The sequence below is a fragment of the Aeromicrobium sp. genome, assembly GCF_047607065.1.
In the GTDB taxonomy this organism is placed as follows: domain Bacteria; phylum Actinomycetota; class Actinomycetes; order Propionibacteriales; family Nocardioidaceae; genus Aeromicrobium.
Window position 1 is genome coordinate 1 of the sequence record NZ_JASGDU010000013.1, and the last position, 24,438, is coordinate 24,438.

Below are 24,438 nucleotides of genomic sequence, written 5' to 3' on the forward strand. Positions count from 1 at the left end.
TCAACAGGCTCAAGCAGTGGCGCGGTATCGCGATGCGCTCAGACAAACTCGCCCGCAACTACCGCGCTGGCATCTGCCTCGCCGCGACCCTGATCTGGATCAAGACCAACTTGATCAACACGACCTAATACTGTTGCCAAACCTTTCTGATCCACAACTTTCACTAGACGTTTTTGGCGCAACTGAAGTTGAATGGAGTCACTGAAACCCTGGATGGGTTGAGGATCAGTTGCCCGATGGAAGGACGCCTCATGGTTCGACAGTTTGATATTGAGGAGCGTTGGCCGGAGTTGTTCGCGTCCCTTGACGCCGCGCAGCGTGACGCGGTCGTCCAGGCGCTTGCTGCCGGGTGGCACGAGGGCTTTGAGCCGACGCGGGAGGACGTGGAGAACCTCACTGATTTCGCTCGTGGCGCTATCGACGGTGATGAGTACCAGCGGCGCGCGCTCGCTACGGCTGAGCGAGTCGTGAGGCCTGCCGCCGTCGGCATGTGATGGCCGGACGGTTCGACAGCTGGGAATCGTATTTCTACCCGGAGACGTTCAACCCAGCCACCAGAGAGGGGACTCTGCGGAACCTCTACGACGAACGTGATCCTGACGCGCTCGCGCGGAAGGAGTATGTCAGCACGGCTCGACGAGCGTTTGAGATTCACCGTGGCGTCGTGGACATTCCCAGAACCTACGACGCTGTGCGCGTCCGCGCCATCCACAGGTACTTGTTCCAGGACGTGTACGAGTGGGCTGGGGAGGAACGCACCGTCGGCATGGCGAAGGACGTGAGCGATTTCGCCGATGTCTCTAGCGGCCAGGTGGATCGCTACTTCGAAGACGTGAACCGGATCGTGCGAAGCGCCCAGTGGGCGCGCCTGGATCGACCTCAGTTCGCACGGGCGGCGGCCAACGTGTTCGCTCATCTGAACCAGGCCCATCCTTTCCGTGAGGGCAACGGGCGGACCTCGAAGGTTTTCATGGAACACGTCGCGGAACAGTCCCCGTATACCCTCCAGTTCGATCGCGTCAGCCCCTATATCTGGAACAACGCGAGCAAGATGAGCGGCCCGGATCGCGGGAGCTACGCGCCTGTGCCAGACAGCCTGATCCCTGTCTTCGAGCACATCGCGGTCGAGCGGTCGCCGTCAGCCGTCGACCCCGCCATCGACTTGCCGGACCCGGAAGACTACGAGCGATGACGCTCATCGGATACGGCCGAGTGTCGACGCGCGACCAGAGCCTTGACGCGCAGGAGGCGGAGCTGCGCGAAGCGGGTTGCAGCCGTGTCTTCGTCGACCACGGCGAGTCGAGTTGCACGAGGGACCGTCCGGCTCAGGAGCCTCGCCGAGTCCTTCCTCGACATTGACCAGTCGACGGCGATGGGCCAAGCCGTCGTCGGCATCCTCGCCGTCCTCGCGCAGCTCCGGGTGCAGACGATCCGTGAGAACACGCGCCGGAACTTGGCGCACGCACGCGCGCAAGGGCGTGTCGGAGGACGGCCAACGGTGATGACGTCCGAGAAGATCCAGGCCACGCGCGCCATGCGCGAGGAGGACCGGTCGTACGCGCAGATAGCCCGGACGCTCAGCGTCGGCGCGAACACGGTCCGACGCCACCTCGCCGGCAGGGCTGCCGGGTAGCGCACGCCATCTCCTGGCCTCTGCCAGTCGACAAGGTGACCTGACTCTGAGGCACCTGAACCCACATCATCAAAATGATGAAAGATTCAACAATCGTAAAATCAATAGCACGAAACGGCATAGTTATTCAATAGTTCTTTGTAACTATGGTGGGCAAGCGAAATTCTCGCTAGCCTTCCGAAGTGAAATGCGGTCGGATCGTTGCATCATTGCTGGTTGGAATATTCCTCCTGACGGTCTCGGCAGGCTTCCTGTTATCTCATGTCGATGCATCGACATCTGATCCGGAAAGAGGGACGGACTGCGGGTCATCCTGGCGCGCATACTTTAGCGATTCAACATATTCTGGCGGGGAATTTCGCACCGATCAACACGAGTTCGATGTTGCTTGCACTGAGAAAGCAAAATCAAGGATATATCTTTCCGGTATCAGTGGAGTATTGGGTTCAATAATTTTCCTTGCCAGTATCTTTATCTTCCTGAAGATGTGGCGCGGGTTGGCTTCAAGGTCGGCGCGTGGGTGACTGAACTAGCCAAGATCTTAAATTCAAGAATCATAGCCTTCCGAAAGAATGAGGTGAAGGAATGAGGGTTCTGACAGTGTCCCTGGTGGCTTTCCTCGCTGGAATAGCGACCATTGGGACCGTTTATGCTGACGGCGAGGGTAATAGTTCGTTCTCGGCCGAAGAGTTGACACCCGAAAAGCAGAGTGCGATCAGTGAGTCGCAAATCGTTGACCCGGGTGAAGTTGAGTTTGGTACGGCGGAGGTTGTTGAGCCAGTTGCCGATTCGGGAGACGCAGCGAAGGTTCTTGCTGTCAAGACGGCGGTTCCCATTCTCCTCCGGCAGGACGCCTCTGTCGGTCGAATGCCAAATCTCGAACCTTCGCTCAGGACAGTTGCAGTTACGGCAACGAGCGCAGTCACTCTAGTGGACACAACGCTGAAGAACGTTTGGTCACCGCAGGTCGTGGCTGGCGAGGTGCAAACGTGGCTGAGTTCTTTGCAGTTGGCGGCAGCGGACCCGAACTATATCCCTTATAGTGATAACTCTTTTACTGTGAGTGAGTGGCAAGGTGTTCAAGTTGATGGGAATGCCGCCACTGCGACATTCCTGGGGCATAACTCTTACAAGCTTCCTGATGGATGGAAGAGCGACCCGGATGACCAATACCAGATGACCTTGCAGTATGTGTCGGGGCTGCTTGGGGTTGGCAGTGGTTGGCGATTGTCTAACGTGACTATTATCGATAGTGCAGACTTTGGAAATGAGGACTGATGATTAGCGCAATCAACGGTAAAGCGATCCGGCTGCTTGTTACCGCACTTCTTGTCAGCGGATCTTTCCTTGTGGGTGTTGCTCTGGCTTCGCCGAGTGTCGCCTCGGGTTATAACGGAGCAAATGCTGCCGCATACGCACAGAAGTATGCCTGCAACGGAAAGAGTTGTGGCAACTCCGCATACAAGCGACAGACCAATGACTGCGCCAACTTTGTCTCGCAGGCGATGGCTGCTGGCGGATCACCGCAATGGGGACCTGCGTACACGTACCGTTGGTACTACAACAAGTCAAATCACAGCAAGAGTACCAGCTGGATCAATGTCGGAGCCTTCCGTCAGTTCATGGTTGACGGATCAAAGCGCGCTGTTTATCGATCGGTAAGTATGGGCGCTGCAAATTCGCCCGCAGCTCGAGGCGACGTGTACGTCTACGATTGGGGCAAGGGGAATGGGTACTCCCATGTTTCCATGTCGACCGGATCTGGAACCTTTATCAACTACTACGATTCTGGAAAGAAGCGGAATTACAACCAGATCACTGGTGGTAAAGGTGACAAAATGGCCCAGCATACTGCTGATCGTGATGGGGCGCCGTGGAACTGGGGATACCATACGGAGAGCAATCCCAAGGTCCGTGCGAAGATGAAAACGGTTGTGCTGGATGTCAAGTAGTACATCTGTCAGCCAGGTTCCTCTGAGTTGATCCAGTCAAGGTGGCCAACCAAGGTTCCGATCCATCAGTGGAGGGTGTCAGCGAATACGCTGACACCCTCCACTGGCATTGCTCATAGTCGACACCCTCGCATGGCCGTTGCCCGCCGCTGACGTCACTCGATTCTGGGAGAACGTCGCGCGCGGGCCAGGGGAGCGCGATTGCCGGCTACGGCCGGTTCTGGATCACCGCGCCTAACGGTTCCCAGCGAACCCTACGGCCCCACCGCCTCGCGTACGCGCTGGCGACCGGAAAGCCGGTCGACCAGCTCGACGTTGTCGATCTCGTGACCAGCATTTCCTTCAGTGGTCGACCTCGCCAACCCGGTGATCGATGCTGAAGCCGCGCAGGAGCAGGGCCGAGGTGCCGACGGCCAGGCCGGTCGCGGCGAGCACCCCGGACGCCCCGGTGCCGAGTGCGGCCGCCCCGAGCGCGGTGGGGATGACGACCTGGCCGATGCGGTTGCCGGCGAGCCGCAGCGACAGGGCCTGGCCGCGATGGGTCGGCGGTGCCTGCTCGGTCAGCCACGACATCGTCAGGGGCTGGCCCACGCCGAGACCGAGACCCAGCACCGCGACCACGGCCAGCAGCGCCGCCGGAGGCATCGGCACGGCGCAGGCCGCCAGCGCGGCGGCCGAGACGCCGATGGAGCCGGCCATCAGCCGCGTGCGACCCCACCAGCGCGACAGCCGGCCGAGCATCACCCGCGAGATCATCGAGAACACCGCGCGCACGGTCAACAGCGCGCCGATGACGGCCGCCGGCAGGGAGCGCTCGGCGCCGAGCGCGGGCAGATAGACGAGTGTCAGGTCGACCGCCGACAGGATGATCGCGCTGGTGGTGAGCGCCCGGCCGAGACCGGGGGTGCGCAGCAGGGTCACGAGGCCGCCGCGGGTCTCGCCGCGCTCGCGGGGCACCGGGTGCCGGTGCGGTACGGCGAGCGCCGTCACGAGCATGGCGATGCTCATGCCCAGCGCGAGGGCGAAGATCGGCCGGGTGTCGGGCTGGGTCGAGGATCCGCCGACCGCCGCGATGAGGCTCGGCCCGGCGGCCTGGCCGAGGGACGCCATGAAGGTGTAGTAGCCGAAGCGGGCGTCGAGTTCATCGGAGGCGGCGGTATTGGCGACGAGCGCCTGCTGGCCGATCACGCAGGCCAGGTGGGCCGCGCCGAGCAGCGCATTGGCCAGGACGAGTCCGGCGACCGAGGCGGTGAACAGCAGGAAGGTCGCCGAGGCCGCCACCATGAGGACGCCGCCGGCCAGCATCAGGGTCTTCTCGCCGAGCCGGTCGACGAGTCCGCCGACGGGCAGCGCCAGCACCAGCGGGACGACGGCGAAGGTCGCGCCGATGGCACCGAGCGCGCCGCCGGGCACGTCGAGCGCGAGGGCCTGATAGGTGCTGGCCGGGCGCAGGAGGAAGGTGATCGCCTGCACGAGGACCGAGTGGGCCAGCAGGGCGGCCCAGGCGGTGCGGTTCACGGTGTGTCCGCGAGCGGTCGAGGCATGGACAAAAAATAGAGATCCGTCCCGAACGGCCCTGTGCCCGGTCCCGGAGGTGCGAGCTGTGCGCCTCAGGGACCGGGCGTACCCCTACCGCTCGGAGATGGCGTCGCGCACGCGGGCGGCCAGGGCGGTGAACTCCGGCAGCGTGCGCACCTCGTCGGTGGGTACCGGCTGCCCGTCGCGCAGGAATCGCGCCGACTCGTCGAACACGATCCGCCCCGGTCGCGGACTCATCACCAGCACCCGCGACCCGAGATAGACCGCCTCGTCGACGCTGTGCGTGATGAAGACGATGGTCTTGCCGGTGCGCCGCCACAGCGCCAGCAGCTCGGCCTGCAGGCGCTCGCGGGTCAGGGCGTCGAGCGCGCCGAACGGCTCGTCCATCAAGACGATGTCGGGGTCCCCGGCGAGCACGCGCGCGATCTGCGCCCGCTGCTGCATCCCGCCGGACAACTCGTACGGCTTGCGGTCGGCGGCATCGGTGAGGCCCACGGTCGCCAGGTGGCGGTCGGCGGTCTCTCGGCGCTCGTCCCGGCCCACCCCGCGCAGTTTCAGGCCGACGGCGACGTTGTCGCGCACCGTCAGCCACGGATACAGCGCGGGCCGCTGGAACACCACGCCGCGCTCGGCACCCGGCCCGGTGATGGGGTTGTCGCCGAGCGTGATCGTGCCCGTGCTGGGGCGCAACAGTCCGGCGAGCAGCCGCAGCAATGTGCTCTTGCCGCAGCCGGACGGTCCGGCCAGCGTCACGAACTCGCCCGGCTCGATGGTCAGGTCGATGCGCGCGAGGGCGGGCACCGCGCCGCCCGCGGCCCGGAACTCGTGCTCCAGGCCACGGACGGCGAGGCGCTGCGTCGTCATGAGGTCGCTGCGCTCTCGGCCGGCTCCGCGTCGACGCCGGCGGCGTACACCGAAGCGTCGGCGACGGCCGCGATGCCGTCCTGCGTGAGGAGGAACTGCGCGGTGGCGAACAGGTCCTGGCCGAGCTTGCCGCCCAGGTACTCCGGCCCGGCCTGCTCGGCGGCGGACAGGAACACGAAGCCGTCGAACAGTGCCTCGGCTTCCTCGGTCGTCACCCCGACCTCGACCGCGACGCTCTCGGCCGCCTTCTCCGGATCGTCCTTGATCTGCGCGACCGCGTAGTCCTGTGCCTTGGCCCAGGTCTCCAGCACCTCCGGGTTCTCGGCGATGAAGGTGTTGTCGGCCAGGGCCAGATCGTAGGTCGGCTTGCCGGCCTCGGCGGTGTCCTCGCTGGTCAAGATCACCTCGCCGCCTTCCTTGGTCAACTCGCTCAGCGTCGGATCCCAGATCCACGCTGCGTCGATGTCACCGCGACCCCAGGCCGGCGCGATCTGCTCCGGCTCGGAGTTGACGAGGTGGTAGTCGGCCGGGTCCTGACCGGCATCGGCGATGGCCTGCAGCAGCGAGAAGTGCGCGGTCGAGCCGAACGGCGTGGCGATGGTCTTGCCGACGAGTCCGGTGATGTCGGTGGCCGTGCCGGGCTGCACCACGAGCGATTCGGCCGAGCCGATCACATCGTGGATCCAGATGACCGAGACCGGCAGGTTCAGCGGCTCCGACAGCGCCTTCGTGCTGGGGGAGGAGCCGGCCAGGCCGATGTCGAGGCTGCCGCCGCCGAAGGCCTGGATGACGTCGCCGCCGGAGGCGAAGTTGCTCCACTTGATCGTGGCGTTCGGGAGGCAGTTCTCGAGGATCTTCTGGTCCTTGACGATCACGTCGCCGTTGGGGATCTTCTGGTAACCGATGCGGACCGTCGCGGTGACGGACTCGTCGGCCTCCCACGGGCAGGCATCGGCGTCGGCCTTGGTGTCGGAGCCGCCGAGGCTGCACGCCGACAGGCCCGCGAGCAGTGCCGCAGAGGCGGTGGCCGCCGCGAGGGAGCGGGTACGGGAGATGGTCATGTCAGTCCTTTCCTCGCCAGCCGACGAGCTGGCGTTCGGTGATGCGGATGAGAGCGTCAAGGGCGATGGCGGTCAGGCCGATGACGATGATGCAGGCGACCGACAGGGCGGTCTTGTTCTGCGACCCCGAGAGGTAGGCCAGGCCCCCGATGCCCGGCAGTCCGTTGACGAGTTCGGCGGCGACGACGGTCGTCCAGGCGAACCCGACGGCGACCCGCAGGCCGCTGAGGATGTCCGGCAGCGTCGCCGGGAGAAGAACGTGGGTGGCGGTCTGCCACCGGCTCGCGCCGAGGGTGCGGATGGCGTCGAGGTAGTCCTCGCGCACGCCGCGCACCCCGTTGACGGTCGCCAGCGCGATGGGCGGGAACGCGGCGAGGAACAGCAGCCAGACCTTCGAGGTGTCGTAGATGCCGAACCAGGCGACGAGGAAGCCGATGTAGGCCAGCGGCGGGATCGAGCGCAGGAAGTCGACGTAGGGACCGAGCAGTGCGCCGACTGCGCGTATGCCCATGAGCAGGCCCAGCGGGATGCCGGTGGCGATCCCGAACAGCAGGCCCAGGCCGATGCGCTGCAGGCTGGCGAGCAGGTGCTCCCACAGGTAGTAGTTCTCCTCGCCGCGCACGATGCGGTCGACGCCGCCGCCGACGGGATGGTCGGTGTTGGCGCGGACGAAGGCGTCCCAGACCTCGCGCGGGCTGGGAGTCAGGTAGTGCGGGGTCACGAGGTCGGCTGCGGCGACGGCGGTCCAGACACCGAGGACGGCGGCGATCAACAGCAGGTGCGGCAGCGCGGCGAGGGCGCGGTGGCGCAGTGCCGGGGGTCGGAGGTAGCTCACGGGAAAGGACGCTAGGCGCTTGGATGGCCGGTCCAGGGGTCGTCTCAGTCGGTGGCCACCGCGCGGTGGGACCCGGCCGATGCGGTAAACGCGGCGCGCGCGACCTCAGGACCCGGTGTGCTGCGCTCGCACCGGTGGCCCCTCCTGCTTGCGGGGGGCAATGACCAGGTTCCCCCTTACCCCGCCTCGTCGCCGCGCATCGGCTCCGTCCGATATGTGGGACGGCCTTCATCGGCTTAGATCGGCCTCTTAGTGTCCCGGTATGACCACCACGCTCGCCCCCGATGTCGACACCCCGTTGCAGCACGCTTTCCGTGGTGCGATGGGCCAGGTGGCCGCTCCTGTCGCGGTTGTCACCACGCTGCGCGACGGCGTGCCGTACGGAACGACGGTGAGCGCCTTCATGTCGCTGTCGATGTCACCGCCGATGTTGTCGTTCGCGCTCGATGCAGGTTCGCGGCTCCTGGGGAGGATCGCGGTGGGATCGGTGGTCGGCGTGAACGTGTTGGCAGCGCATCAGAGCGACCTCGCGTTGCGGTTTGCGAGCCGCAGTGACGAGGATCGGTTCGCCGGGATCGGCTGGCGGATCGAGAATGACGCGCCGGCCTTGGCCGAGCGGCATGCGTGGGTTGCGCTGCGCGTGTCGCGCCTGGTCGAGGCCGGCGACCACACGTTGGTCCTCGGCGATGTGACGGGGGCCCAGGCCTGTTCTACCTCCGGTCCGCTGACGTACTGGTGCCGTAGTTTCGGCACCCACGCCCCCCGCTGACCGGTTTCCGCAGCGGAGCGGGAGGCGGTCAGGCCAGCAGGCCGCGGCGGCGCAGCAGGGGGAAGACGCCCTCGGCGACCCAGTAGGCCTCCTCGACGTGCGGGTATCCCGACAGGACGAACTCCTCGATGCCGACCGCCGCGTACTCCTCGATGAGGTCGGCGACCTCGCTGTGGCTGCCGACCAAGGCGGTCCCGGCACCGCTGCGCATGAGGCCCACCCCCGACCACAGGCCCGGATGGATCTCCAGCGAGCGGGCGTCGGAGGCGTCGAACCGGCCGCCGTGCAGTTCGCGCATCCGCTTCTGACCCTCGGACTCGCTCGCTGCCAGGACCTCCTGCGCGCGGGCCACGTCGGCGGGATCGAGTGCGGCGAGCATGGCGTCGGCGACGGCCCAGGCGTCCTCGGAGCGGTCGCGCGTGATTGTGTGAAGACGGACGCCGAAGCGCACTGTACGGCCCTCGTCGGCGGCGAGCTTGCGGATCCACTCGACTTTCTCGGCCACTGCGGACGGCGGTTCTCCCCACGTGAGGTAGACGTCGGTGTGCGCCGCCGTCACCGGCCCGGCGGCGGCCGACGACCCGCCGAGGTAGATCTCCGGTGCGGCGGCGGCCTGCCGGGTGCGGGCGTCCTCGACGTCGTAGTAGCTGCCGCTGAAGCTGCCGCCGCCGGCGGTGAGGGCCTGGCGGAAGACCTGGATGAACTCGGCGGCCCGTTCGTAGCGGTCGTCTTTGGCGACGCGGTCGCCGAAGCGCCGTTGCTCGGCCGGGTCGCCGCCGACCACGACGTTGAGCAGTAGTCGGTCGTCGGAGAGCCGCTGGAAGGTCGAGGCCATCTGGGCCAGCAGCGTCGGGCTGATGAGTCCGGGCCGCAGTGCCAGGAGGAACTTCAGCCGAGTCGTCTCCGGGATCAGGGCAGAAGCAACCACCCAGGCGTCCTCACAGGGGGTGCCGGTCGGGGTGAGGACGGCGTCGAAGCCCAGGTCCTCGGCCGTGCGTGCGACGTGTGCGAGGTACTTCAGATCCGGCTCGCGGAAGCGCCCGGCGGTCTGCGGTCTGCCGTCGCGTCCGAGGTTGGTCGGGATGGTGTGGCCGCCGCCGACGAGGGCGCGGCTGTCGCCGGTGGTGGGCAGGAACCAGTCGAAGCGCAGACTCATGGGAGCGAGTGTGGGGCACGTTGCGCTGCAGTCTTCGCCGTGTCTTGCATCCCGGACGGGTGACGGCTCGTTCGCCGCCGATCGCCTCTGACGCGGCAGGATGGTCACACCCCGTCGGTAGCGTGGGGGTATGAAGGCCACTTTGTTCGTCGATGTCACCGATCCGTGGTCGTTCATCGGTGCCACGCGCTTCACCCGCGCTGCGGCTACCTACACGATCGTCACGGGCGAGCCGGTCCGCGTCACACTGCGCGCGCACCTGCTCGCCCCCGACGCGCCGTCCGACGGGCGTCCGCTCATGGCCGCTCTGTCCGAACGCCTGGGCGGGGCCGACAGGGCCGAGCTGCTCAACATCCGCGTCTCCGGGGCCGCCCGCATCACCGGCATCGACCTCAACTTCGCCGATGCCGTCGAGGCCAACTCCTTCGATGCCTGGCGGTTGCTGACCTGGGCCGACGAGGCCGGTCCGGGGGTTCAGTACGACCTCGCCCAGCAGTTGTGGCGGGCGCACCTGCTGGAGGGTGCCGACATCGCCGACCACGGCGTACTCGCCGCGCGCGCGGCGCTCGTCGGCCTCGACATGGAGACCGCCGAGGCCCTGCTGGCCAGCAACGAATACGCCGAAGCGGTCCGCGCCCAGCACGAGGCCTCGCTCGCCATCGACTCGATCGGCCTCGGCTCGAACGAACTGCCCGGCGTCGTGGTCGATGATCGCTGGTCGGTCTGTGGCGTACATTCTCAGCACGAGTATCTGCGGGTCCTGGAGCGCGTGGCGGGCGAACAAGCCCCCTGAGGTGCCGACTCGCTAGGCTCGGCCCATGACCTACACGCTTGTCCTGTTGCGCCACGGCCACAGCGAATGGAATGCCAAGAACTTGTTCACCGGTTGGGTCGACGTCGATCTCAACGAGCAGGGCGTGGCCGAGGCCGTTCGCGGTGCCGAACTGTTCGCCGAGGCCGGGATCGCCCCCGACGTGCTGCACACCTCGGTGCTTCGCCGCGCCATCCGCACCGCGCAGATCGTGCTCGACGGCGTCGACCGTCACTGGATCCCCGTGCGCCGGTCCTGGCGGCTCAACGAGCGTCACTACGGCGCGCTGCAGGGCAAGGACAAGAAGGCGACGCTGGAGGAGTTCGGCGAGGAGCAGTTCATGGTCTGGCGCCGCTCTTACGACACCCCGCCGCCGCCGCTCGACGACGACTCGGAGTTCAGCCAGTCCGACGACGCGCGTTACGCCGATCTGCCCGACGAGCTGCTGCCGCGCACCGAATGCCTGGCCGACGTGCTCGACCGGCTGCTGCCGTACTGGTACGACCGCATCGTCCCGGACCTCTACTCGGGCAAGACGGTGCTGGTCACCGCCCACGGCAACTCGCTGCGCGCGCTGGTCAAGCACCTGGACGGCATCGGCGAGGACGAGATCGTGGGCTTGAATATCCCCACGGGCATCCCGCTGGTCTACGAACTCGACGAGAACCTGCGCCCGACGGTCAAGGGCGGCACCTACCTCGATCCCGAAGCTGCCGCCGAGGCCATCGCCGCCGTCGCCAACCAGGGTCGATAGGACTCGCCGGGCGGTTGGATCAGTTGTCGAGTTTGTAGCCCAGGCCGCGGACGGTGGTCAAGGTGAAGGGGTTGGCCGGGTCCGGCTCGATCTTGGCGCGAAGCCGCTTGACGTGAACGTCGAGGGTCTTGGTGTCGCCGACATAGTCCGACCCCCACACCCGGTCGATCAGTTGCCCGCGGGTCAGCACGCGGCCGGGATTGCGTAAGAAGAACTCCAGCAGTTCGAACTCCTTGAGCGGTAGCCGCACCTCGTGCCCGTCGACGGTCACCAGGTGCCGGTCGACGTCCATGCGGATGCGCCCGACCTCCAAGGACGTCTCGTCGTCCAGATCCTCGCCCGCGCCTCGGCGCAGCACGGCCCGGATGCGGGCGACCAGCTCGCGCGGCGAGTACGGCTTGGTCACGTAGTCGTCGGCACCCAGTTCCAGGCCCACGACCTTGTCGACCTCGGTGTCCTTCGCGCTGACCATGATGATCGGCACGGACGACGTCTGCCGGATCTGCCGGCACACCTCGGTTCCCGACAGGCCCGGCAGCATGAGATCGAGCAGCACGATGTCGGCACCGCCCCGGTCGAACTCGGTTAGCGCATCGGGACCGGTCTCGGCAATGGCCACGTCGAAGCCCTCCTTGCGCAGCACGTACGACAGGGCCTCGCTGTAACTGGTCTCGTCTTCGACGACCAACACCTTGGTCATGGTCTCTCCTCGTCGAGGTCGGGGTCGAATGCGGGAAGGATCAGGGTGAACGTCGAGCCGGTGCCCGGTTCGCTCCACACCTCGATGGTCCCTCCGTTGCTGGCGGCGACGTGTTTGACGATCGATAGCCCCAGGCCCGTCCCCCCGGTCGAGCGGGCGCGGGCAGGGTCGACGCGGTAGAACCGCTCGAAGATCCGGTCCAGCTCGTGAGCGGCGATGCCGACGCCGTTGTCGGTCACGGTGACGAGCACGTTGCCGCCCTCGCGGCGCGCCGAGACCGCCACCCGGGAGTTCTCCGGAGAGTAGGTGACGGCGTTCTCGACCAGGTTGCTCACTGCGGCGTGCAGTTGCGCCCGGTTGCCGTGGACGTACAGCTCGCCGTCGGTGGTCGCGCGCAGGTCGATGCGCTTGGCTTCGGCCTCCGTCACTGAGTGCTCGCAAGCGTCATCGACGAGGTCGGCCACGCGGACGGCGGAGACGTCTTCGCTCAGGACGTCGTTCTGCAGGCGGGACAGGTCGATGATCTGCTGGACGAGCCGGGTAAGCCGGGCGGCCTCGTCGCCCATGCGTCCGGCGAAGCGGGCCACTGCCTCGGGATCGTCGGTGGCTTCGGCGACGGCCTCGGCGAGCAGGGTGATCGCCCCGATGGGGGTCTTCAGCTCGTGGCTGACGTTGGCGACGAAGTCCCGGCGGATCGCGTTGAGCCGTTCGGCCTGGGTGCGGTCCTCGGCCAGGACGAGGACGAGCCGGGAGGTCAGCGGGGCGACACGGGCGTGTACCTGGAGCGGGGCAGAGCGGCGCACCGGCACCTCCACGTCCGCCTCGCGCACCTGGCCGTCGCGGCGCACCTGGCGGACGAGGTCGACCAGGGTGTCGGGATGCAGTTCTCCGTCGCGGACCAGGCCGAGCGCGACGGCAGGGGCGGAAGCCTGCCGGACCTCGTCGGAGGCGTCGACGATGACCGCCGACGACGGCAGCGCCTTGAGCACCGCGTCGGCACCTGCCGGTACGAGTGGCGGGTCAGCGAGCACGGGGATCTCCTCTCGTCGGCTTTCGTCGTACTTCCATACGAAGGTCACGAGCGCGCCGATGACGAATCCGACGGCACCGGACAGTACCCACGCGACCTCTGCGTCCACATCGGTGATCGTACGGCGGAGTTCACCGGACGATCACCGTACGAGGCCCCTCACAGCCGGACTTTCGGCGGCCGTTCATGCCTCGTTCACTCCACGTCGCCTGGCGTTCACCGCTTGCGCCTACCGTCACGGTCATGCGTGATTCCTATTACGAGCAGCTCGACTCCATCGTCGACGACCTGGTGAGCCTCACCGGATCGGTTCGCCGTGCCGTTGCCGCTGCCACCGCCGCTTTGCTCAACGCCGACGCGCCGCTCGCCGAGCAGATCATCGACGGCGACAAGGCCATCGACGAGACCATCGAGGGCATCGAGGAGCGCGCCCTTCTGCTCTTGGCGACCCAGCAGCCGGTCGCCACCGACCTGCGCCAGCTGGTCGCCACGCTGCGCATGCTTGCGGACCTGGAGCGGATGGGGGACCTGTCGGTCCACGTCGCCAAGGTCGCTCGCCTGCGTATGCCGGAGGTCGCCGTGCCGGAGAACCTGCAGCCGACCATCATGGCGATGGCGTCGGTCGCCGATCAGATGATCCATGCCGCGTCGCGGATCGCCGCCAACCGCGATCTCGTCGCGGCCGGCAAGCTCGAGGACACCGACGACGAGATGGACAAGCTGCGCAAGGAGCTGTTCCGCGTGCTGCTCAGCGATTCGTGGGAGCACGGCGTCGAGCCGGCCATCGACCTGGCGCTGCTCGGCCGCTACTACGAGCGCATCGGCGACCACGCGGTCTCGATGGCCCGCCGGGTCGTCTACCTGGTCACCGGCGAGGTCCCCACCCACGAGTGAGGACGCGCCTGTCCAGGCCGACCCCGGTCCCTGAGGTGCGACGAGCTTGCGAGGAGCCTCGAAGGGACCTGCCCCGGCCGCTTCGCCCGCTGCGGGTTCAGTGCTCGTCGGTGCCGTGCTCGGCTTCCGCGCCGTCGTCCTCGGTGGCACCGTCGCCGGGGCGCTTGTCGTTCTCGGCCGGGTCGGCACCGGGCGGCAGTGCGACGCCCGCGTAGATCGAGTTGCGCGCGACTGACGGGATCGAGATGGTCACTTCGCCGGCATCGGCGAAGGTTAGGGTCAGCGTGTAGTAGAGGCCCGGGTGGTCGATCCCGGTCGTCGTATAGACCTTGCTGGCCTGCTGGTCCGAGTCGGCCTCGGCCATGCCGAGGGTGCGGGCCTGGCCCGGTGCGACGAGCAGTTCCTCCTCGTCGTCGCTGGCCAGCACGAACTGCGTGCCGTCGGCGTCGGCCAGCGTGACTGTGGTGAGCCGCTGGTCGGTGTCGGTGGTGTTGACCAGCGTTCCCGACAGTGTGGCGCTGCCGTCTTCGTTCGCCACGAGCAGAGCACCGAGGACCTGGACGTCGGTGCCGCGCTCATCGGCACCGATGCCGGCCTGGTACTGCTGGTTGGTCTGGGCGTCGAAGCTGGTGCCACAGGCTCCGGCGGTCAGCGCGGCGGCCACCGCGACGGCGGCGAGGGTGGTTCGGCGGTAGCGGTCCAGTCGCACGGCAGGGGCCTTTCCCAAGAGGCGGTCAACGCGCCTGATCGTAGCGAAGTCAGATGGCCGGCGGGTGCCGGACCGGGGAAATCACGGCCGGCGACGGGCGGGGGCATCCGGGATGAAAAACAACCAAGGGTGCCCTGAACGAACCGTGGTAGACTGGGTTTTCTAGGAAAGGTGCTTTCTCAATGACTTTTACGGTCGGTGAAACGGTGGTCTACCCCAATCACGGGGCGGCCGTCATCGAAGACATCGAGACCCGGAAGATCAAGGGAGAGGACCGCGACTACCTCGTCTTGCGGATCATCTCGCAGAACGATCTCGTCGTGCGCGTTCCTGCGTGCAATGTCGATCTCGTGGGCGTGCGCGAGGCCATCAACGCCGACGACATCGAGCGCGTCTTCGGCGTCCTGCGCGCCGAGCACGTGGAGGAGCCGACCAACTGGTCGCGCCGCTACAAGGCGAACCTCGAGAAGCTGCACTCCGGCGACGTGATGAAGGTGGCCGAGGTCGTGCGCGACCTGTGGCGCCGCGGCAATGATCGCGGCCTGTCGGCCGGTGAGAAGCGCATGCTCGCCAAGGCGCGCGAGTTCCTCGTCGGCGAGCTGGCGGTCTCGGAGAACACCAACAAGGACAAGGCCGAGGCCCGCCTCGACGAGGTCCTCGCCAGCTAGAGAAAGCGCGGGCTTCCCGTGAGGGGGCTGGCTTTGGGGGCCGGTGTGAGTCGACAGCGACTTAATGACGTACCGGGTCGGCATCCCATGAGTCCACCCGCAGGGCCTGGGCAGGTCGCGGTTCTCAAAACCCACTATGCGCGAGTGGGTATCGGCCCGGTGGCCTTTCTCGATGAGACGTACCACGTCGAGAAGGATGGTCGACGTCGTTTCTATGTCATGGCGGCCGTGGTGGTGCTCCACGGGGACCGGAACCCTCTGCGTGAGGAACTCGACTCCCTGGTTCCCGGCGGCTGGTGGCACACCACGGATCAACTGCGTACCGAAGAGGGCCGTGCACGCACGCGGGCGCTGCTTCGGACTTTTCGCGTCCCCGATGAGAGTTGTGTCGTCGTCGACAAGGTCGTTCTGGACGACGATGACGACGGACTTCAAGCCCGAGGGGTCGTGCTCGGGCGGCTGTAGATGGCGCTGCGCACGGCGGTGTCGGGTTCTCATCCGCCGGTAAACCTCGTGGTGATCGAGGAGCAGCGGGAGGCTCGCAAGAACAACTTCGATCGCCTGGTCAGGAAGCGGCTCATCGCTGAGGAGGCGATCAGCGAGTCGATGGCACTCGTGTCGGTCTCACCCGGCTCGGAGCACTTGCTGTGGCTGCCCGATCTCGTCTGCAGCGCCTACCGGCAGAAGTTGTTGTTCGGACGCGGAGCGTTGTTCGAGGAGATCGCCGAGTTGACTCACGTGGTTCAACGCGGCTGAAAGAAGCAACCCCCGGCTGCCGTGGCTACACCGGGGGCCGACCTGACTCACGAACCCGAAGGTAAGAGGTCGAAGTCTTGCTACCGTCAGGATAGGCGACCGCGTGAGTCGCTGTCCGCCGGTCGTATCGGGAGATGTGGTCGAGTGCGGAGGTCTTTCGTTGCCTCAGGTGTCGAGGAGCAGGGCGGTGGCGATGGCGGCGATGCCCTCGCCGCGACCGGTCAGGCCGAGGTCACCTTCCTCGTGCCGGTCGGCTGACTGACCGCGATGTGATCGTTCAGGTGCGTCGAGGGTCTTACGGGTGCGGAGTCCAGAGGAGTTCAGGGTCGGGGGTTGCCTGGTCGCGGGGACTCGCCTCGGCCGATGGTTCGGCGAAGGTCTCGATGAGACCCGTCCGACTTTGCCGAAGGCCGAGTCGGGTTGTCGGGTTGGGTTCGTCGCCGATGGTTGCTGTCGTCGTCTCGACCAACCATGTAGCCAAGACTTCGAGGGGTCCCCCGAGCAGAGCAGCGTCCTGCGCCTCCTGTTCCACCCAGGCATTCAGAAGCTCGTCATCCATCACCAACTGTGGTCGGTGGAACAGGGGCACGCCGTTCTCGGCGGTCAAGTGAAGACTTCCATGTATCGCTCGGACGTCGATATTCCAACGCTCCAACGCCTCAATGAGGTCAGCGAGGGTCTTGGCGTTCACATCCACCTCTCCTGGACTCAACAGCCGCTGCCTTTGGGGTAAACGGTCACGATGTTCAACGAGGAGTTCACGTAGTACATCGCGAATCGCTGTTGCCGGACGACTTGGTTGGTACGGTTGTTCCTCAGGAACAAGAGCCTTGACTTGCATCCTTTGCCGCCCCCGACGTTCATCACAGTCTTGTCGGGATCCTTTGCGGCCCAAGTCATGGCCATGTCGGCTACATCACGCCAGTTCTTGCCAGTACCGGCCGCTAAAGCCTCAAACTGTGACCGATGGTTCTGCAAGATATGCCGGTAACCGTAGTTTTTGTCGCCACATCGCAGAGTATATGTTCCCCCTTTGCCTGGGTAGCGATCAACGACCTTGGTTGGTGAGGTTCTCAACCCACAAGCACCCCATGCATTCGTGCTGGGGTCCGCGACAATTCCGTATTCCCAGTCGCCGCCGATGTGCTCAACGACTTGAGTGAGGGTCAGCCCGTCAACCTCAAAGTGAGTGGGAACCTCGGCGCCAGCAGCGTCGACTGCCCACGGCGGGTCGACGTTACCGATGATTTCTCCGGACTCTTCGAAGAGATCTACACCTCCGTCGGCCCGGAGAATCAATTAAGTGACATCTCCGCCGAATGGAAACTCAAATCTCTCCGGGGCGTCGTGACCAGAGATGTGGATAAGGGCTCGGGCTCCATCGGCGGTGGGTTGTACGGCGATGGCAGTTTCGGGTTCTGTTCCCTCATAGATCGTAAACTCTTGGCTGGCCGTAGCCACCACCGTTCCGGTGCCTTCTGCCGGAACATCCATCACGACTGCGGTCGCGAAATCGTCCCCGATCACCAGTCCCGCCTCAGCCACATCGGGAAGTGCCAACTGAGTATTGCCGGTTGACTCTTCAGCATCGGTCAGGGTGAGGCTCTCAGCGATCTCATCGCCAAGAACTTGAAGTTCGGGGTCAACGTTCTCTCCATCATCGGCGACTACAAGGAGAGGCGTGTACCAGACAGTGAGGCAAACCAAGAGGAGGGAAATCAGAAGCCGTCGGATCATGTCTGTTCCTTCATCACATTCCCCGAGGGCACCACAATAGCCGCTGTATCGAGAGTTTCGGAAGCGTTCAGGAGCGATTTCTGCGGTCCCAGCCTCACGGGTTGCGACGCTCAGGTGCGGTGGGTTTCCGGTTCGAGGAGTAGGGCCGTGGCGATGGCGGCGATGCCCTCGCCGCGACCAGTCAGGCCGAGGCCGTCGGTGGTCGTGCCCGAGACGCTGACCGGGGCACCGACGGCGGCACCGAGCACCGCCTGAGCCTCCTCGCGGCGACTGCCGATGCGGGGGGCGTTGCCGATGACCTGCACCGCCACATTGGCGATCTCGTAACCGGCCTCACGCACCCGCGCGGCGGTCTCGGTCAGGAACTCCGCTCCCGAGGCACCCGTGCGGCGCGGATCATCGACCCCGAACACCGAGCCGATGTCGCCGAGGCCCGCAGCGCTCAGCAGCGCGTCGACCATCGCGTGCGCGGCGCAGTCGCCGTCGGAGTGCCCGGCGAGGCCCGCCTCGGCACCGGGCCAGTGCAGCCCGGCGACCCAGAGTTCGCGTCCGGGAGCGAGGCGGTGGACATCGGTCCCGATCCCGGTTCTCATGGCTCGATCATGCCGCACGGCGCTGCAGGTCCGGGCCGATAGGCTGGTGACCATCATGGCTCTGCATCTGTACGACTCCGCCACCCGCCGGACGACCGAGTTCGTCCCGGTCGTCCCCGGCCGCGTGAGCATCTACCACTGCGGACTCACCGTGCAGGGGCCGCCGCACCTGGGCCACATCCGCAAGGAAGTCGTCTTCGACGTCCTGCGCCGCTGGCTGGAACGCGCGGGCTACGAGGTCACCATCGTCGCCAACGTCACCGACATCGACGACAAGATCCTCGCCAAGGGGGCCGACCAGGGCCGCCCCTGGTACGCCGTGGCCTACGAGAACGAGCGTGCCCTGCACGCCGCCTACGAGGTGCTGGGCTGCACGCCGCCGACCTACGAGCCGCGGGCGACCGGCCACGTGCCGGAGATGATCGAGATGATCGCCGAGCTGATCGAGCGCGGCCACGCCTACCCGGCCACCGACGACTCCGGCGACGTCTACTTCGACGTGCGCTCGTGGCCCGAATACGGCGCGCTGAGCAACCAGCGCGTCGACGACATGCAGGACGCCCCGGACGCCCCGGCCGACGGCAAACGCGATCCGCGCGACTTCGCCCTGTGGAAGGGCCACAAGGACGGCGAGCCGCGAAGCGCGAGCTGGCCGACCCCGTGGGGCCGCGGGCGGCCCGGCTGGCACCTGGAATGCTCGGCGATGGCCGCGAAATACCTCGGGAGTGAGTTCGACATCCACGGGGGCGGCCTCGACCTGCGCTTCCCGCACCACGAGAACGAGATGGCGCAGTCGCGGGCGGCCGGGCAGGCGTTCGCGCGCAGGTGGATGCACAACGCGATGCTCAACCTCGGCGGCGCGAAGATGGCCAAGAGCGTCGGTAACACGCTCAGCGTCAGCGAGGTCGCCAAGCGCTTCCCGGCGATTGCGGTGCGCTACTACCTGCTCTCGGCGCACTACCGCTCGATCATCGAATACAGCGAGGAATCCCTCGCCGAGACTGCGGTCGCTTTCGAGCGGATCGCCGGGTTCGTGCGCCGGGCGGCCGAGCTCGTCGGTGCGGGCGAACCGGGTCCGGTGCCCGAGGAGTTCACCGCAGCGATGGACGACGATCTGTCGGTGCCTGCGGCGCTCGCGGTCCTCAACGGCGAAGTGACCCAGGGCAATGGCCTGCTGACGGCCGGCGGCGAGGCGCTGGCGGCGTCCCTGGCGCGCGTGCGCGGCATGCTGGACGTGCTCGGCGTCGATCCGCTCTCGCCGGTCTGGGCCTGCAGTGTCGAGCCGTCCGGTGCCGGTGCGGCGCTCGGCAGTCTCGTCGACGACCTGCTCGCGCAGCGTGCGCAGGCCCGCGCGGCCAAGGACTTCGCGGCCGCCGACCGGGTTCGTGACCAGCTCGCGGCCGCCGGTATCGAGATCGAGGACACCCCGCACGGTCCGCGGTGGTCGGTGAAGGGAGCCTGAACATGGCAGGCAACAGCCAGCGCCGCGGCGCGATCAAGAAGTCCGGCAAGGGCAATCCGACCGCCGGGTCGGGCGGCCGTCGGCGTAAGGGCTTGGAGGGCAAGGGGCCGACGCCGCGTGCCGAGGAGCGGCCCAATCACAAGGCGTACAAGATGGCTCGGGCCACGGAGAAGCGCGAGGCGGCCAAGCCGCGCCGGCGCAAGTCCGACGGCGGCCCGGAGTGGGTGGCTGGCCGCAACGCGGTGGTCGAGTTGCTGCGCTCACGGGTACCCGTGGCGGGCCTGTACGTGGCCGACGGCATCGAACGCGACGAGCGGCTGCGGGAGATCTTCCGGCTCTCTTCGGAACTGCATGTGCCGCTGCTGGAGATCACCCGGCCCGAACTCGACCGGCTGACCGCCGGGGCCGTACACCAGGGCATCGCGGCCAAACTGGACGCCTACGAGTACGCCCACCCCGACGACCTGCTCGACGTCGCTGCGGAGCGGGGCGAAGATCCGCTGATCGTGGTGCTCGACGGGGTGACCGACCCGCGCAACCTCGGCGCGGTCGTGCGGTCGGCGTCGGGCTTCGGCGCGCACGGCGTGGTGATCGCCGAACGGCGCTCGGCGCAGATGACTGCCTCGGCCTGGAAGTCGTCCGCAGGCGCAGCGGCACGGGTCGCCGTGGCGCGCGCCACCAACCTGACCCGCCAGCTCAAGGCTTATCAGGAGGCCGGGCTGATGGTCATCGGGCTGGCCGCCGACGGCGACGTGTCGCTACCGGACCTGACGCTCGGTGACGGGCCGCTCGTCGTGGTGATCGGCAGCGAGGGCAAGGGCCTGTCGCGGCTGGTCGCGGAGACTTGCGACCAGTTGGTCGGCATCCCGATGGCCTCGGACCTGGAATCGCTCAACGCCGGGGTCGCGGCCGGCATCGCCCTGTACGCCATCGCCCAGTCGCGCCCCTGACCGAGGGCCTTCGGTATCGAGGTGTGGCGCAGCACAGCGGTCCCTGAGGTGTGAGGCCGCTTGCGGCCGAACCTCGAAGGGACCCGGCCGATGGCAGGTCATTTCGAGGCTCGCTTCGCTTCGCACCTCAATGACCGGGTCCGGTTGTGGGTGGGAAGCCTCGAAGGGACCCGCCCTTCAGCGGGCGGGGCGGTGGAGGAGGTGGCCGGTGGCGGTGACGGCAGCGGTGAGGGCGGCGGCGATCAGCACACCCAGCCCGAGGTGGACCTGCAGCGCCAAGGCACCGACCCCAGCCCCGGTGGTGATGAGGGCGATAGCGGCCATGCGGCGGTTCGCGTGTCCCGGCTTGCCGCCGCCCAGCACCGAATCTGCGGCCAGGCCGGTGATGGTGGAGGTCACCACGACGGTCGTCACGTCCTTGACCGCGATGAACCGGGCGACCGCCGCCTGAAGCCCCATCGCTGCGCCGAGCGCTGTGGTGAGGGCGAGCGCCGGCCCGTGCGCCGGATGCTCGTCGGCCAGGAGCACGCCGCTCACAGCGAACAGCACCGCAGCGACCAGCCCGAACAACACCGTGATGCGCCCGTCCCAGCCCGTCGAGGCACGCCCCCGCAGGGCGCGCCCGCCGAGGGCCGCGCCGGCCAGGAAGCCGCCGAGGGCCAGCAGCGGACCGGCGATAGGCAGGTCGTCCGCGCCCGCGACCGCCATGCCGAGGATGACGACGTTTCCGGTCATGTTGCCGGTAAAGACCCGGTCCAGCCCCAGGTAGCCGACCGCGTCGATCACGCCGGTCGAGAAGGTGAGGGCCAGCATCAGGCCCAGGAGCAGGGGTTCGCGTCGGGTCGTGGTCACCGGGTCAGTGTGGGTGATCTCCGGCCCGCTGTCGCCCGGCGCGCGGTCATATCGGATTTCCTTCACCTGTTTGTCACATTCGCGTGATCGGGGGCCGTCGTCGTCTCCGTAGCGTGGGCGTCCATGATCCTGCAGCCCGGCAGCGGCCCCCTCGCCTCGACGCGGTATCTGCCTTCGACCGGGGAGAACGTCCGCTGGGGACGCCTCCCGTGCGCCGCCGACCGGCCGGTGCTGACCATCGACCCCGGCGATCAGGTCACCATCGACACGCTGAGCCATGAAGGCATACTCGAAGACCAGGGGCGCGATCCACGGGCCTTCTTCGAGCCGTACGACGTTCCGGGTGTGCTCGACGATGCGGTCGCCCTGGCGGCCTCGGACTACGCGCGCACCTTCGGTGTCGACGGCCCGCACGTCGTGACCGGCCCGATTGCCGTTCGGGGAGCCGAGCCGGGCGACCTGCTCGCCATGACCCTGGTCGAGGCGCTGCCTCGGGTGCCGTACGGCGTCGTGTCGAACCGGCATGGCAAGGGCGCGCTGCCGGGAGAGTTTCCGCGCGGCGACGGTGTGTTCAGCGTGTTCGCCTCGGTCGACGAGCAGACCGGCTGCGGTGTCATGGCCTACGGGCCGGGCGACGAACGCACGGTGACCTTCCCGCTCGCCCCCTTCCTCGGCATCATGGGCGTGGCCACGCCGGGACCGGAGCGGCTGCACACCGTCCCGCCGGGGCGTCACGGCGGCAACATCGATATCCGGCTGCTGACCGCCGGTGCGACGCTCTATCTGCCGGTCCAGGTGCCCGGCGCGCTGGCGTACGTCGGTGACCCGCACTTCGCGCAGGGCGACGGCGAGGTCGCGCTGACCGCCCTGGAGGCGTCGCTGCGCGCCACGGTGCGCTTCGACGTCATCGCGGCCGAGGAAGCTGCGGCCCGGTTCGGCGATCTCGCGGCCCCGGTCGCCGAGACCTGCGACTACCTCATCCCGACGGGTCTGGACGAGGACCTCGACCTCGCCGTGCAGAACTGCGTGCGCGCGGCCATCGGTCTGCTCACCCTCCGCTACGGCATGGACGCCGGCCACGCCTACGCCTACCTGAGCGCCGCGACCGACTTCGACATCTCGCAGGTGGTCGATGTCGTCAAAGGAGTCCATGCGCGCATCAGGAAGGCGGACTTCGCGTGAACGCGACAGGCGAACCCGAGGGGCTGATCGACGCATTCTGGCGCTACGAGCGCGCCTTGATGGCCGACGATGTGGCCGAACTCGACGCGATCTTCGCGCCGGGGCCGCAGACGGTCCGGGCCGACGCGACCGGGGTTCTCGTGGGGCACGACGAGATCGCGGCGTTCCGCGCCCGGCGCGGGGGAGCGCCGCGCCGGACGGTGCTGCGCGTCGAGACGAGAGTCGTCGACGAGGACTGCGCCTGGGTACTCGCCGAAACCGCGCTGGCAGCCGGCGGACGGGGCCTGCAGAGCCAACTGTGGCGGCGAACCGACGGCCATTGGCACGTCCACGCCGCACACGTGTCCGGCCCGCCACCGGCTTTCGATGCGCGGACCTGGCGGGTCGTCGGCGATCCGTTGGTGCGCGCGAGCGGACCGGGCGCTCTGTCGGGCGAGCGGGTGGCGGTCAAGGACCTGTTCGCCGTCGCCGGCCAGCCCATCGGCGCGGGGAACCCGGCGTGGCTCGCCCAGGCATCCGCGGAGCCGGTCCATGCCGAGGCGGTCGGGCGGCTGCTCGCTGCGGGTGCGGAGGTGGCCGGCATCTCGCGCACCGACGAGTTCGCCTACAGCCTCGCCGGGGTCAACGCGCACTACGGCAGCCCGGCCAACCCCGCCGCGCCGGGCCGCCTGGCCGGCGGGTCCAGTTCCGGATCGGCCGCCGCCGTGGCCTCGGGGCAGGCGAGCATCGGACTCGGCACCGACACGGGAGGCTCGATCCGCATCCCGGCGGCATACACCGGCCTGTTCGGTTTCCGCCCGTCCCACGGGGCGGTTCCGATGGCGGGCGTGATGCCGTTGGCACCGTCCTTTGACACGGTGGGATGGCTCGCCCGTGACGCGGACACGTTGCGCCGGGTCGGTCGTGTCCTGCTGACGGACGCACCGCCGTCCGCCCCGGCGCGGCTGGTGCTGCCGGTGGCCCTGCTCGACCGTGCGAGCGAGGAGGTGCGCCGGGCCGTGCGCAGCGCCGCAGAAGCCTGGGGCGCGGAGACGGTCCACTGGGATCTCGCGCTGCTGGAGTCCTGGCGGGAAGTCTTCGTCGCGCATCAGGCGGTTGAGGCCTGGCGTTCACACGGTACCTGGCTGGCCGAGCGCATGGACACCCTCGGCCCGGACGTGCGCGCCCGGTTCGCCGCCGCTGCCGAGCGGGCCGATGACGGTGGGGCAGCGCTGGCGCTGGCCCGCGAGCGCATCACCGATCTGGTCGGCGACGATGTAGCCGTCGTGCCCACGGCACCGACCGTGGCACCACGGCTGGGCGACGACCTGGCGGCGGTGCGCGAGGCGAACCTGAACCTGACCTGCCTGGCCGGCCTCGGCGGGTTGCCGACGGCCTGCGTGCCCACCCGGATTGCGGACTCCGGATTGCCGTGCGGCGTCGGACTCCTGGCGGGCCGGGGACGAGACCACGTTCTGCTCGACCTGGCCGCATCTCTCGAGTAGGTCCCTTCGCCCTTCGAGGGCGCTCGTTCCTCGCGCCACCTCAGGGA

At 67.5% G+C, this 24,438-nt stretch carries 28 protein-coding genes and 1 pseudogene; 16 read left to right on the top strand and 13 right to left on the bottom strand.

Annotated elements, in window-relative coordinates; all coding sequences use genetic code 11:
* The first annotated feature begins 251 nt into the window (after positions 1-251).
* The 5 genes and pseudogenes from QM597_RS01715 (at position 252) to QM597_RS01735 (ending at position 3,585) form a co-directional block, all read left to right on the top strand.
* Positions 252-494 (top strand): hypothetical protein, encoded by a 243-nt coding sequence (locus tag QM597_RS01715; protein ID WP_415003148.1) that lies wholly within the window; start codon positions 252-254, stop codon positions 492-494.
* Positions 494-1,192 (top strand): Fic/DOC family protein, encoded by a 699-nt coding sequence (locus tag QM597_RS01720; protein WP_415003149.1) that lies wholly within the window; start codon positions 494-496, stop codon positions 1,190-1,192. The genes QM597_RS01715 and QM597_RS01720 overlap by 1 nt, the downstream gene beginning before the upstream one ends.
* Positions 1,189-1,633 (top strand): annotated as a pseudogene (locus tag QM597_RS01725) (recombinase family protein). The gene QM597_RS01720 and the pseudogene QM597_RS01725 overlap by 4 nt, the downstream one beginning before the upstream one ends.
* Before the next feature lie 609 nt (positions 1,634-2,242).
* The gene (locus tag QM597_RS01730) at positions 2,243-2,911 is read left to right on the top strand and encodes a hypothetical protein (protein WP_415003150.1); all 669 of its coding nucleotides are present in this window, start codon (positions 2,243-2,245) and stop codon (positions 2,909-2,911) included.
* Positions 2,911-3,585 (top strand): amidase domain-containing protein, encoded by a 675-nt coding sequence (locus QM597_RS01735; protein ID WP_415003151.1) that lies wholly within the window; start codon positions 2,911-2,913, stop codon positions 3,583-3,585. Before QM597_RS01730 ends, QM597_RS01735 begins: the two co-directional genes overlap by 1 nt.
* Positions 3,586-3,927: 342 nt before the next feature.
* Here the strand turns inward: QM597_RS01735 and QM597_RS01740 are convergent, their stop codons facing one another.
* The 4 genes from QM597_RS01740 to QM597_RS01755 form a co-directional block, all read right to left on the bottom strand.
* On the bottom strand, positions 3,928-5,103 hold the full coding sequence (locus tag QM597_RS01740) for an MFS transporter (protein WP_415003152.1): 1,176 nt from the start codon (positions 5,101-5,103) through the stop codon (positions 3,928-3,930).
* A 111-nt stretch (positions 5,104-5,214) separates the two neighbouring features.
* A complete protein-coding gene (locus tag QM597_RS01745; RefSeq protein WP_415003153.1) occupies positions 5,215-5,988 on the bottom strand; it encodes an ABC transporter ATP-binding protein in 774 nt (257 codons plus the stop codon).
* On the bottom strand, positions 5,985-7,049 hold the full coding sequence (locus QM597_RS01750; protein WP_415003154.1) for an ABC transporter substrate-binding protein: 1,065 nt from the start codon (positions 7,047-7,049) through the stop codon (positions 5,985-5,987). Before QM597_RS01750 ends, QM597_RS01745 begins: the two co-directional genes overlap by 4 nt.
* Position 7,050: 1 nt before the next feature.
* Positions 7,051-7,884: an ABC transporter permease gene (locus QM597_RS01755; RefSeq protein WP_415003155.1), complete on the bottom strand. Its 834-nt coding sequence runs from the start codon at positions 7,882-7,884 to the stop codon at positions 7,051-7,053.
* Positions 7,885-8,146: 262 nt separating this feature from the next.
* On the opposite strand from QM597_RS01755, the gene QM597_RS01760 reads away from it, so the two are divergent.
* A complete protein-coding gene (locus QM597_RS01760; protein ID WP_415003156.1) occupies positions 8,147-8,653 on the top strand; it encodes a flavin reductase family protein in 507 nt (168 codons plus the stop codon).
* Positions 8,654-8,681: 28 nt separating this feature from the next.
* Here the strand turns inward: QM597_RS01760 and QM597_RS01765 are convergent, their stop codons facing one another.
* On the bottom strand, positions 8,682-9,809 hold the full coding sequence (locus tag QM597_RS01765) for an LLM class flavin-dependent oxidoreductase (RefSeq protein WP_415003157.1): 1,128 nt from the start codon (positions 9,807-9,809) through the stop codon (positions 8,682-8,684).
* Between the two features lie 130 nt (positions 9,810-9,939).
* On the opposite strand from QM597_RS01765, the gene QM597_RS01770 reads away from it, so the two are divergent.
* Together QM597_RS01770 and QM597_RS01775 are read left to right on the top strand one after the other, a co-directional pair.
* Positions 9,940-10,602 carry a DsbA family oxidoreductase gene (locus tag QM597_RS01770; RefSeq protein ID WP_415003158.1) on the top strand — a complete coding sequence of 221 codons (663 nt, stop codon included), beginning with the start codon at positions 9,940-9,942 and terminating at the stop codon, positions 10,600-10,602.
* A 25-nt stretch (positions 10,603-10,627) separates the two neighbouring features.
* Positions 10,628-11,374 (top strand): phosphoglyceromutase, encoded by a 747-nt coding sequence (locus tag QM597_RS01775; RefSeq protein WP_415003159.1) that lies wholly within the window; start codon positions 10,628-10,630, stop codon positions 11,372-11,374.
* 19 nt (positions 11,375-11,393) lie between these two features.
* Here the strand turns inward: QM597_RS01775 and QM597_RS01780 are convergent, their stop codons facing one another.
* Both QM597_RS01780 and QM597_RS01785 read right to left on the bottom strand, forming a co-directional pair.
* Positions 11,394-12,074 (bottom strand): response regulator, encoded by a 681-nt coding sequence (locus tag QM597_RS01780; protein WP_415003160.1) that lies wholly within the window; start codon positions 12,072-12,074, stop codon positions 11,394-11,396.
* Positions 12,071-13,213, bottom strand: a complete 1,143-nt coding sequence (locus QM597_RS01785) for a sensor histidine kinase (protein WP_415003161.1) — start codon at positions 13,211-13,213, stop codon at positions 12,071-12,073. The genes QM597_RS01780 and QM597_RS01785 overlap by 4 nt, the downstream gene beginning before the upstream one ends.
* A 134-nt stretch (positions 13,214-13,347) precedes the next feature.
* Between QM597_RS01785 and phoU the strand changes: the two genes are divergently transcribed.
* On the top strand, positions 13,348-13,998 hold the full coding sequence (phoU, locus tag QM597_RS01790) for a phosphate signaling complex protein PhoU (protein WP_415003162.1): 651 nt from the start codon (positions 13,348-13,350) through the stop codon (positions 13,996-13,998).
* A gap of 97 nt (positions 13,999-14,095) precedes the next feature.
* Here the strand turns inward: phoU and QM597_RS01795 are convergent, their stop codons facing one another.
* A complete protein-coding gene (locus QM597_RS01795; RefSeq protein ID WP_415003163.1) occupies positions 14,096-14,707 on the bottom strand; it encodes a hypothetical protein in 612 nt (203 codons plus the stop codon).
* Positions 14,708-14,889: 182 nt separating this feature from the next.
* Between QM597_RS01795 and QM597_RS01800 the strand changes: the two genes are divergently transcribed.
* From QM597_RS01800 to QM597_RS01810, 3 genes are all read left to right on the top strand, one after another.
* Positions 14,890-15,375, top strand: coding sequence for a CarD family transcriptional regulator (locus QM597_RS01800; protein ID WP_415003164.1), 486 nt, complete (start codon positions 14,890-14,892; stop codon positions 15,373-15,375).
* Positions 15,376-15,519: 144 nt separating this feature from the next.
* Positions 15,520-15,840: a hypothetical protein gene (locus QM597_RS01805; RefSeq protein WP_415003165.1), complete on the top strand. Its 321-nt coding sequence runs from the start codon at positions 15,520-15,522 to the stop codon at positions 15,838-15,840.
* The gene (locus tag QM597_RS01810) at positions 15,841-16,131 is read left to right on the top strand and encodes a hypothetical protein (protein WP_415003166.1); all 291 of its coding nucleotides are present in this window, start codon (positions 15,841-15,843) and stop codon (positions 16,129-16,131) included. It abuts the gene before it with no gap.
* A gap of 295 nt (positions 16,132-16,426) precedes the next feature.
* On the opposite strand, the gene QM597_RS01815 is transcribed toward QM597_RS01810, so the two are convergent.
* The 4 genes from QM597_RS01815 to ispF form a co-directional block, all read right to left on the bottom strand.
* Entirely contained in the window at positions 16,427-16,822 is a 396-nt protein-coding gene (locus QM597_RS01815; protein ID WP_415003167.1) for a hypothetical protein, read from the bottom strand.
* Between the two features lie 17 nt (positions 16,823-16,839).
* The gene (locus tag QM597_RS01820) at positions 16,840-17,430 is read right to left on the bottom strand and encodes a hypothetical protein (RefSeq protein ID WP_415003168.1); all 591 of its coding nucleotides are present in this window, start codon (positions 17,428-17,430) and stop codon (positions 16,840-16,842) included.
* Complete coding sequence (locus QM597_RS01825) at positions 17,431-17,868, bottom strand: hypothetical protein (protein ID WP_415003169.1); 438 nt, start codon at positions 17,866-17,868, stop codon at positions 17,431-17,433.
* Positions 17,869-17,978: 110 nt separating this feature from the next.
* Complete coding sequence (ispF, locus tag QM597_RS01830; RefSeq protein WP_415003170.1) at positions 17,979-18,461, bottom strand: 2-C-methyl-D-erythritol 2,4-cyclodiphosphate synthase; 483 nt, start codon at positions 18,459-18,461, stop codon at positions 17,979-17,981.
* Between the two features lie 55 nt (positions 18,462-18,516).
* Here ispF and cysS point away from each other — a divergent pair, with 55 nt between their 5' ends.
* Together cysS and rlmB are read left to right on the top strand one after the other, a co-directional pair.
* Positions 18,517-19,923, top strand: a complete 1,407-nt coding sequence (gene cysS, locus QM597_RS01835; RefSeq protein WP_415003171.1) for a cysteine--tRNA ligase — start codon at positions 18,517-18,519, stop codon at positions 19,921-19,923.
* A gap of 2 nt (positions 19,924-19,925) precedes the next feature.
* Positions 19,926-20,873: a 23S rRNA (guanosine(2251)-2'-O)-methyltransferase RlmB gene (rlmB, locus tag QM597_RS01840; protein ID WP_415003172.1), complete on the top strand. Its 948-nt coding sequence runs from the start codon at positions 19,926-19,928 to the stop codon at positions 20,871-20,873.
* 177 nt (positions 20,874-21,050) lie between these two features.
* On the opposite strand, the gene QM597_RS01845 is transcribed toward rlmB, so the two are convergent.
* Positions 21,051-21,725 carry a YoaK family protein gene (locus QM597_RS01845; protein ID WP_415003173.1) on the bottom strand — a complete coding sequence of 225 codons (675 nt, stop codon included), beginning with the start codon at positions 21,723-21,725 and terminating at the stop codon, positions 21,051-21,053.
* Between the two features lie 123 nt (positions 21,726-21,848).
* Here QM597_RS01845 and QM597_RS01850 point away from each other — a divergent pair, with 123 nt between their 5' ends.
* Complete coding sequence (locus QM597_RS01850) at positions 21,849-22,907, top strand: acetamidase/formamidase family protein (protein ID WP_415003174.1); 1,059 nt, start codon at positions 21,849-21,851, stop codon at positions 22,905-22,907.
* Positions 22,904-24,391: an AtzH-like domain-containing protein gene (locus QM597_RS01855; protein ID WP_415003175.1), complete on the top strand. Its 1,488-nt coding sequence runs from the start codon at positions 22,904-22,906 to the stop codon at positions 24,389-24,391. The genes QM597_RS01850 and QM597_RS01855 overlap by 4 nt, the downstream gene beginning before the upstream one ends.
* Positions 24,392-24,438 lie beyond the last annotated feature (47 nt).

Coding starts and splice junctions, on each gene's coding strand:
- QM597_RS01775 (WP_415003159.1), top strand. CDS start 10,628: ATGACCTACACGCTTGTCCTGTTGCGCCACGGCCACAGCGAATGGAAT.
- phoU (WP_415003162.1), top strand. CDS start 13,348: ATGCGTGATTCCTATTACGAGCAGCTCGACTCCATCGTCGACGACCTG.
- QM597_RS01825 (WP_415003169.1), bottom strand. CDS start 17,868: ATGATCCGACGGCTTCTGATTTCCCTCCTCTTGGTTTGCCTCACTGTC.
- QM597_RS01780 (WP_415003160.1), bottom strand. CDS start 12,074: ATGACCAAGGTGTTGGTCGTCGAAGACGAGACCAGTTACAGCGAGGCC.
- ispF (WP_415003170.1), bottom strand. CDS start 18,461: ATGAGAACCGGGATCGGGACCGATGTCCACCGCCTCGCTCCCGGACGC.
- QM597_RS01770 (WP_415003158.1), top strand. CDS start 9,940: ATGAAGGCCACTTTGTTCGTCGATGTCACCGATCCGTGGTCGTTCATC.
- QM597_RS01715 (WP_415003148.1), top strand. CDS start 252: ATGGTTCGACAGTTTGATATTGAGGAGCGTTGGCCGGAGTTGTTCGCG.
- QM597_RS01735 (WP_415003151.1), top strand. CDS start 2,911: ATGATTAGCGCAATCAACGGTAAAGCGATCCGGCTGCTTGTTACCGCA.
- QM597_RS01800 (WP_415003164.1), top strand. CDS start 14,890: ATGACTTTTACGGTCGGTGAAACGGTGGTCTACCCCAATCACGGGGCG.
- cysS (WP_415003171.1), top strand. CDS start 18,517: ATGGCTCTGCATCTGTACGACTCCGCCACCCGCCGGACGACCGAGTTC.
- QM597_RS01720 (WP_415003149.1), top strand. CDS start 494: ATGGCCGGACGGTTCGACAGCTGGGAATCGTATTTCTACCCGGAGACG.
- rlmB (WP_415003172.1), top strand. CDS start 19,926: ATGGCAGGCAACAGCCAGCGCCGCGGCGCGATCAAGAAGTCCGGCAAG.
- QM597_RS01810 (WP_415003166.1), top strand. CDS start 15,841: ATGGCGCTGCGCACGGCGGTGTCGGGTTCTCATCCGCCGGTAAACCTC.
- QM597_RS01750 (WP_415003154.1), bottom strand. CDS start 7,049: ATGACCATCTCCCGTACCCGCTCCCTCGCGGCGGCCACCGCCTCTGCG.
- QM597_RS01765 (WP_415003157.1), bottom strand. CDS start 9,809: ATGAGTCTGCGCTTCGACTGGTTCCTGCCCACCACCGGCGACAGCCGC.
- QM597_RS01850 (WP_415003174.1), top strand. CDS start 21,849: ATGATCCTGCAGCCCGGCAGCGGCCCCCTCGCCTCGACGCGGTATCTG.
- QM597_RS01745 (WP_415003153.1), bottom strand. CDS start 5,988: ATGACGACGCAGCGCCTCGCCGTCCGTGGCCTGGAGCACGAGTTCCGG.
- QM597_RS01760 (WP_415003156.1), top strand. CDS start 8,147: ATGACCACCACGCTCGCCCCCGATGTCGACACCCCGTTGCAGCACGCT.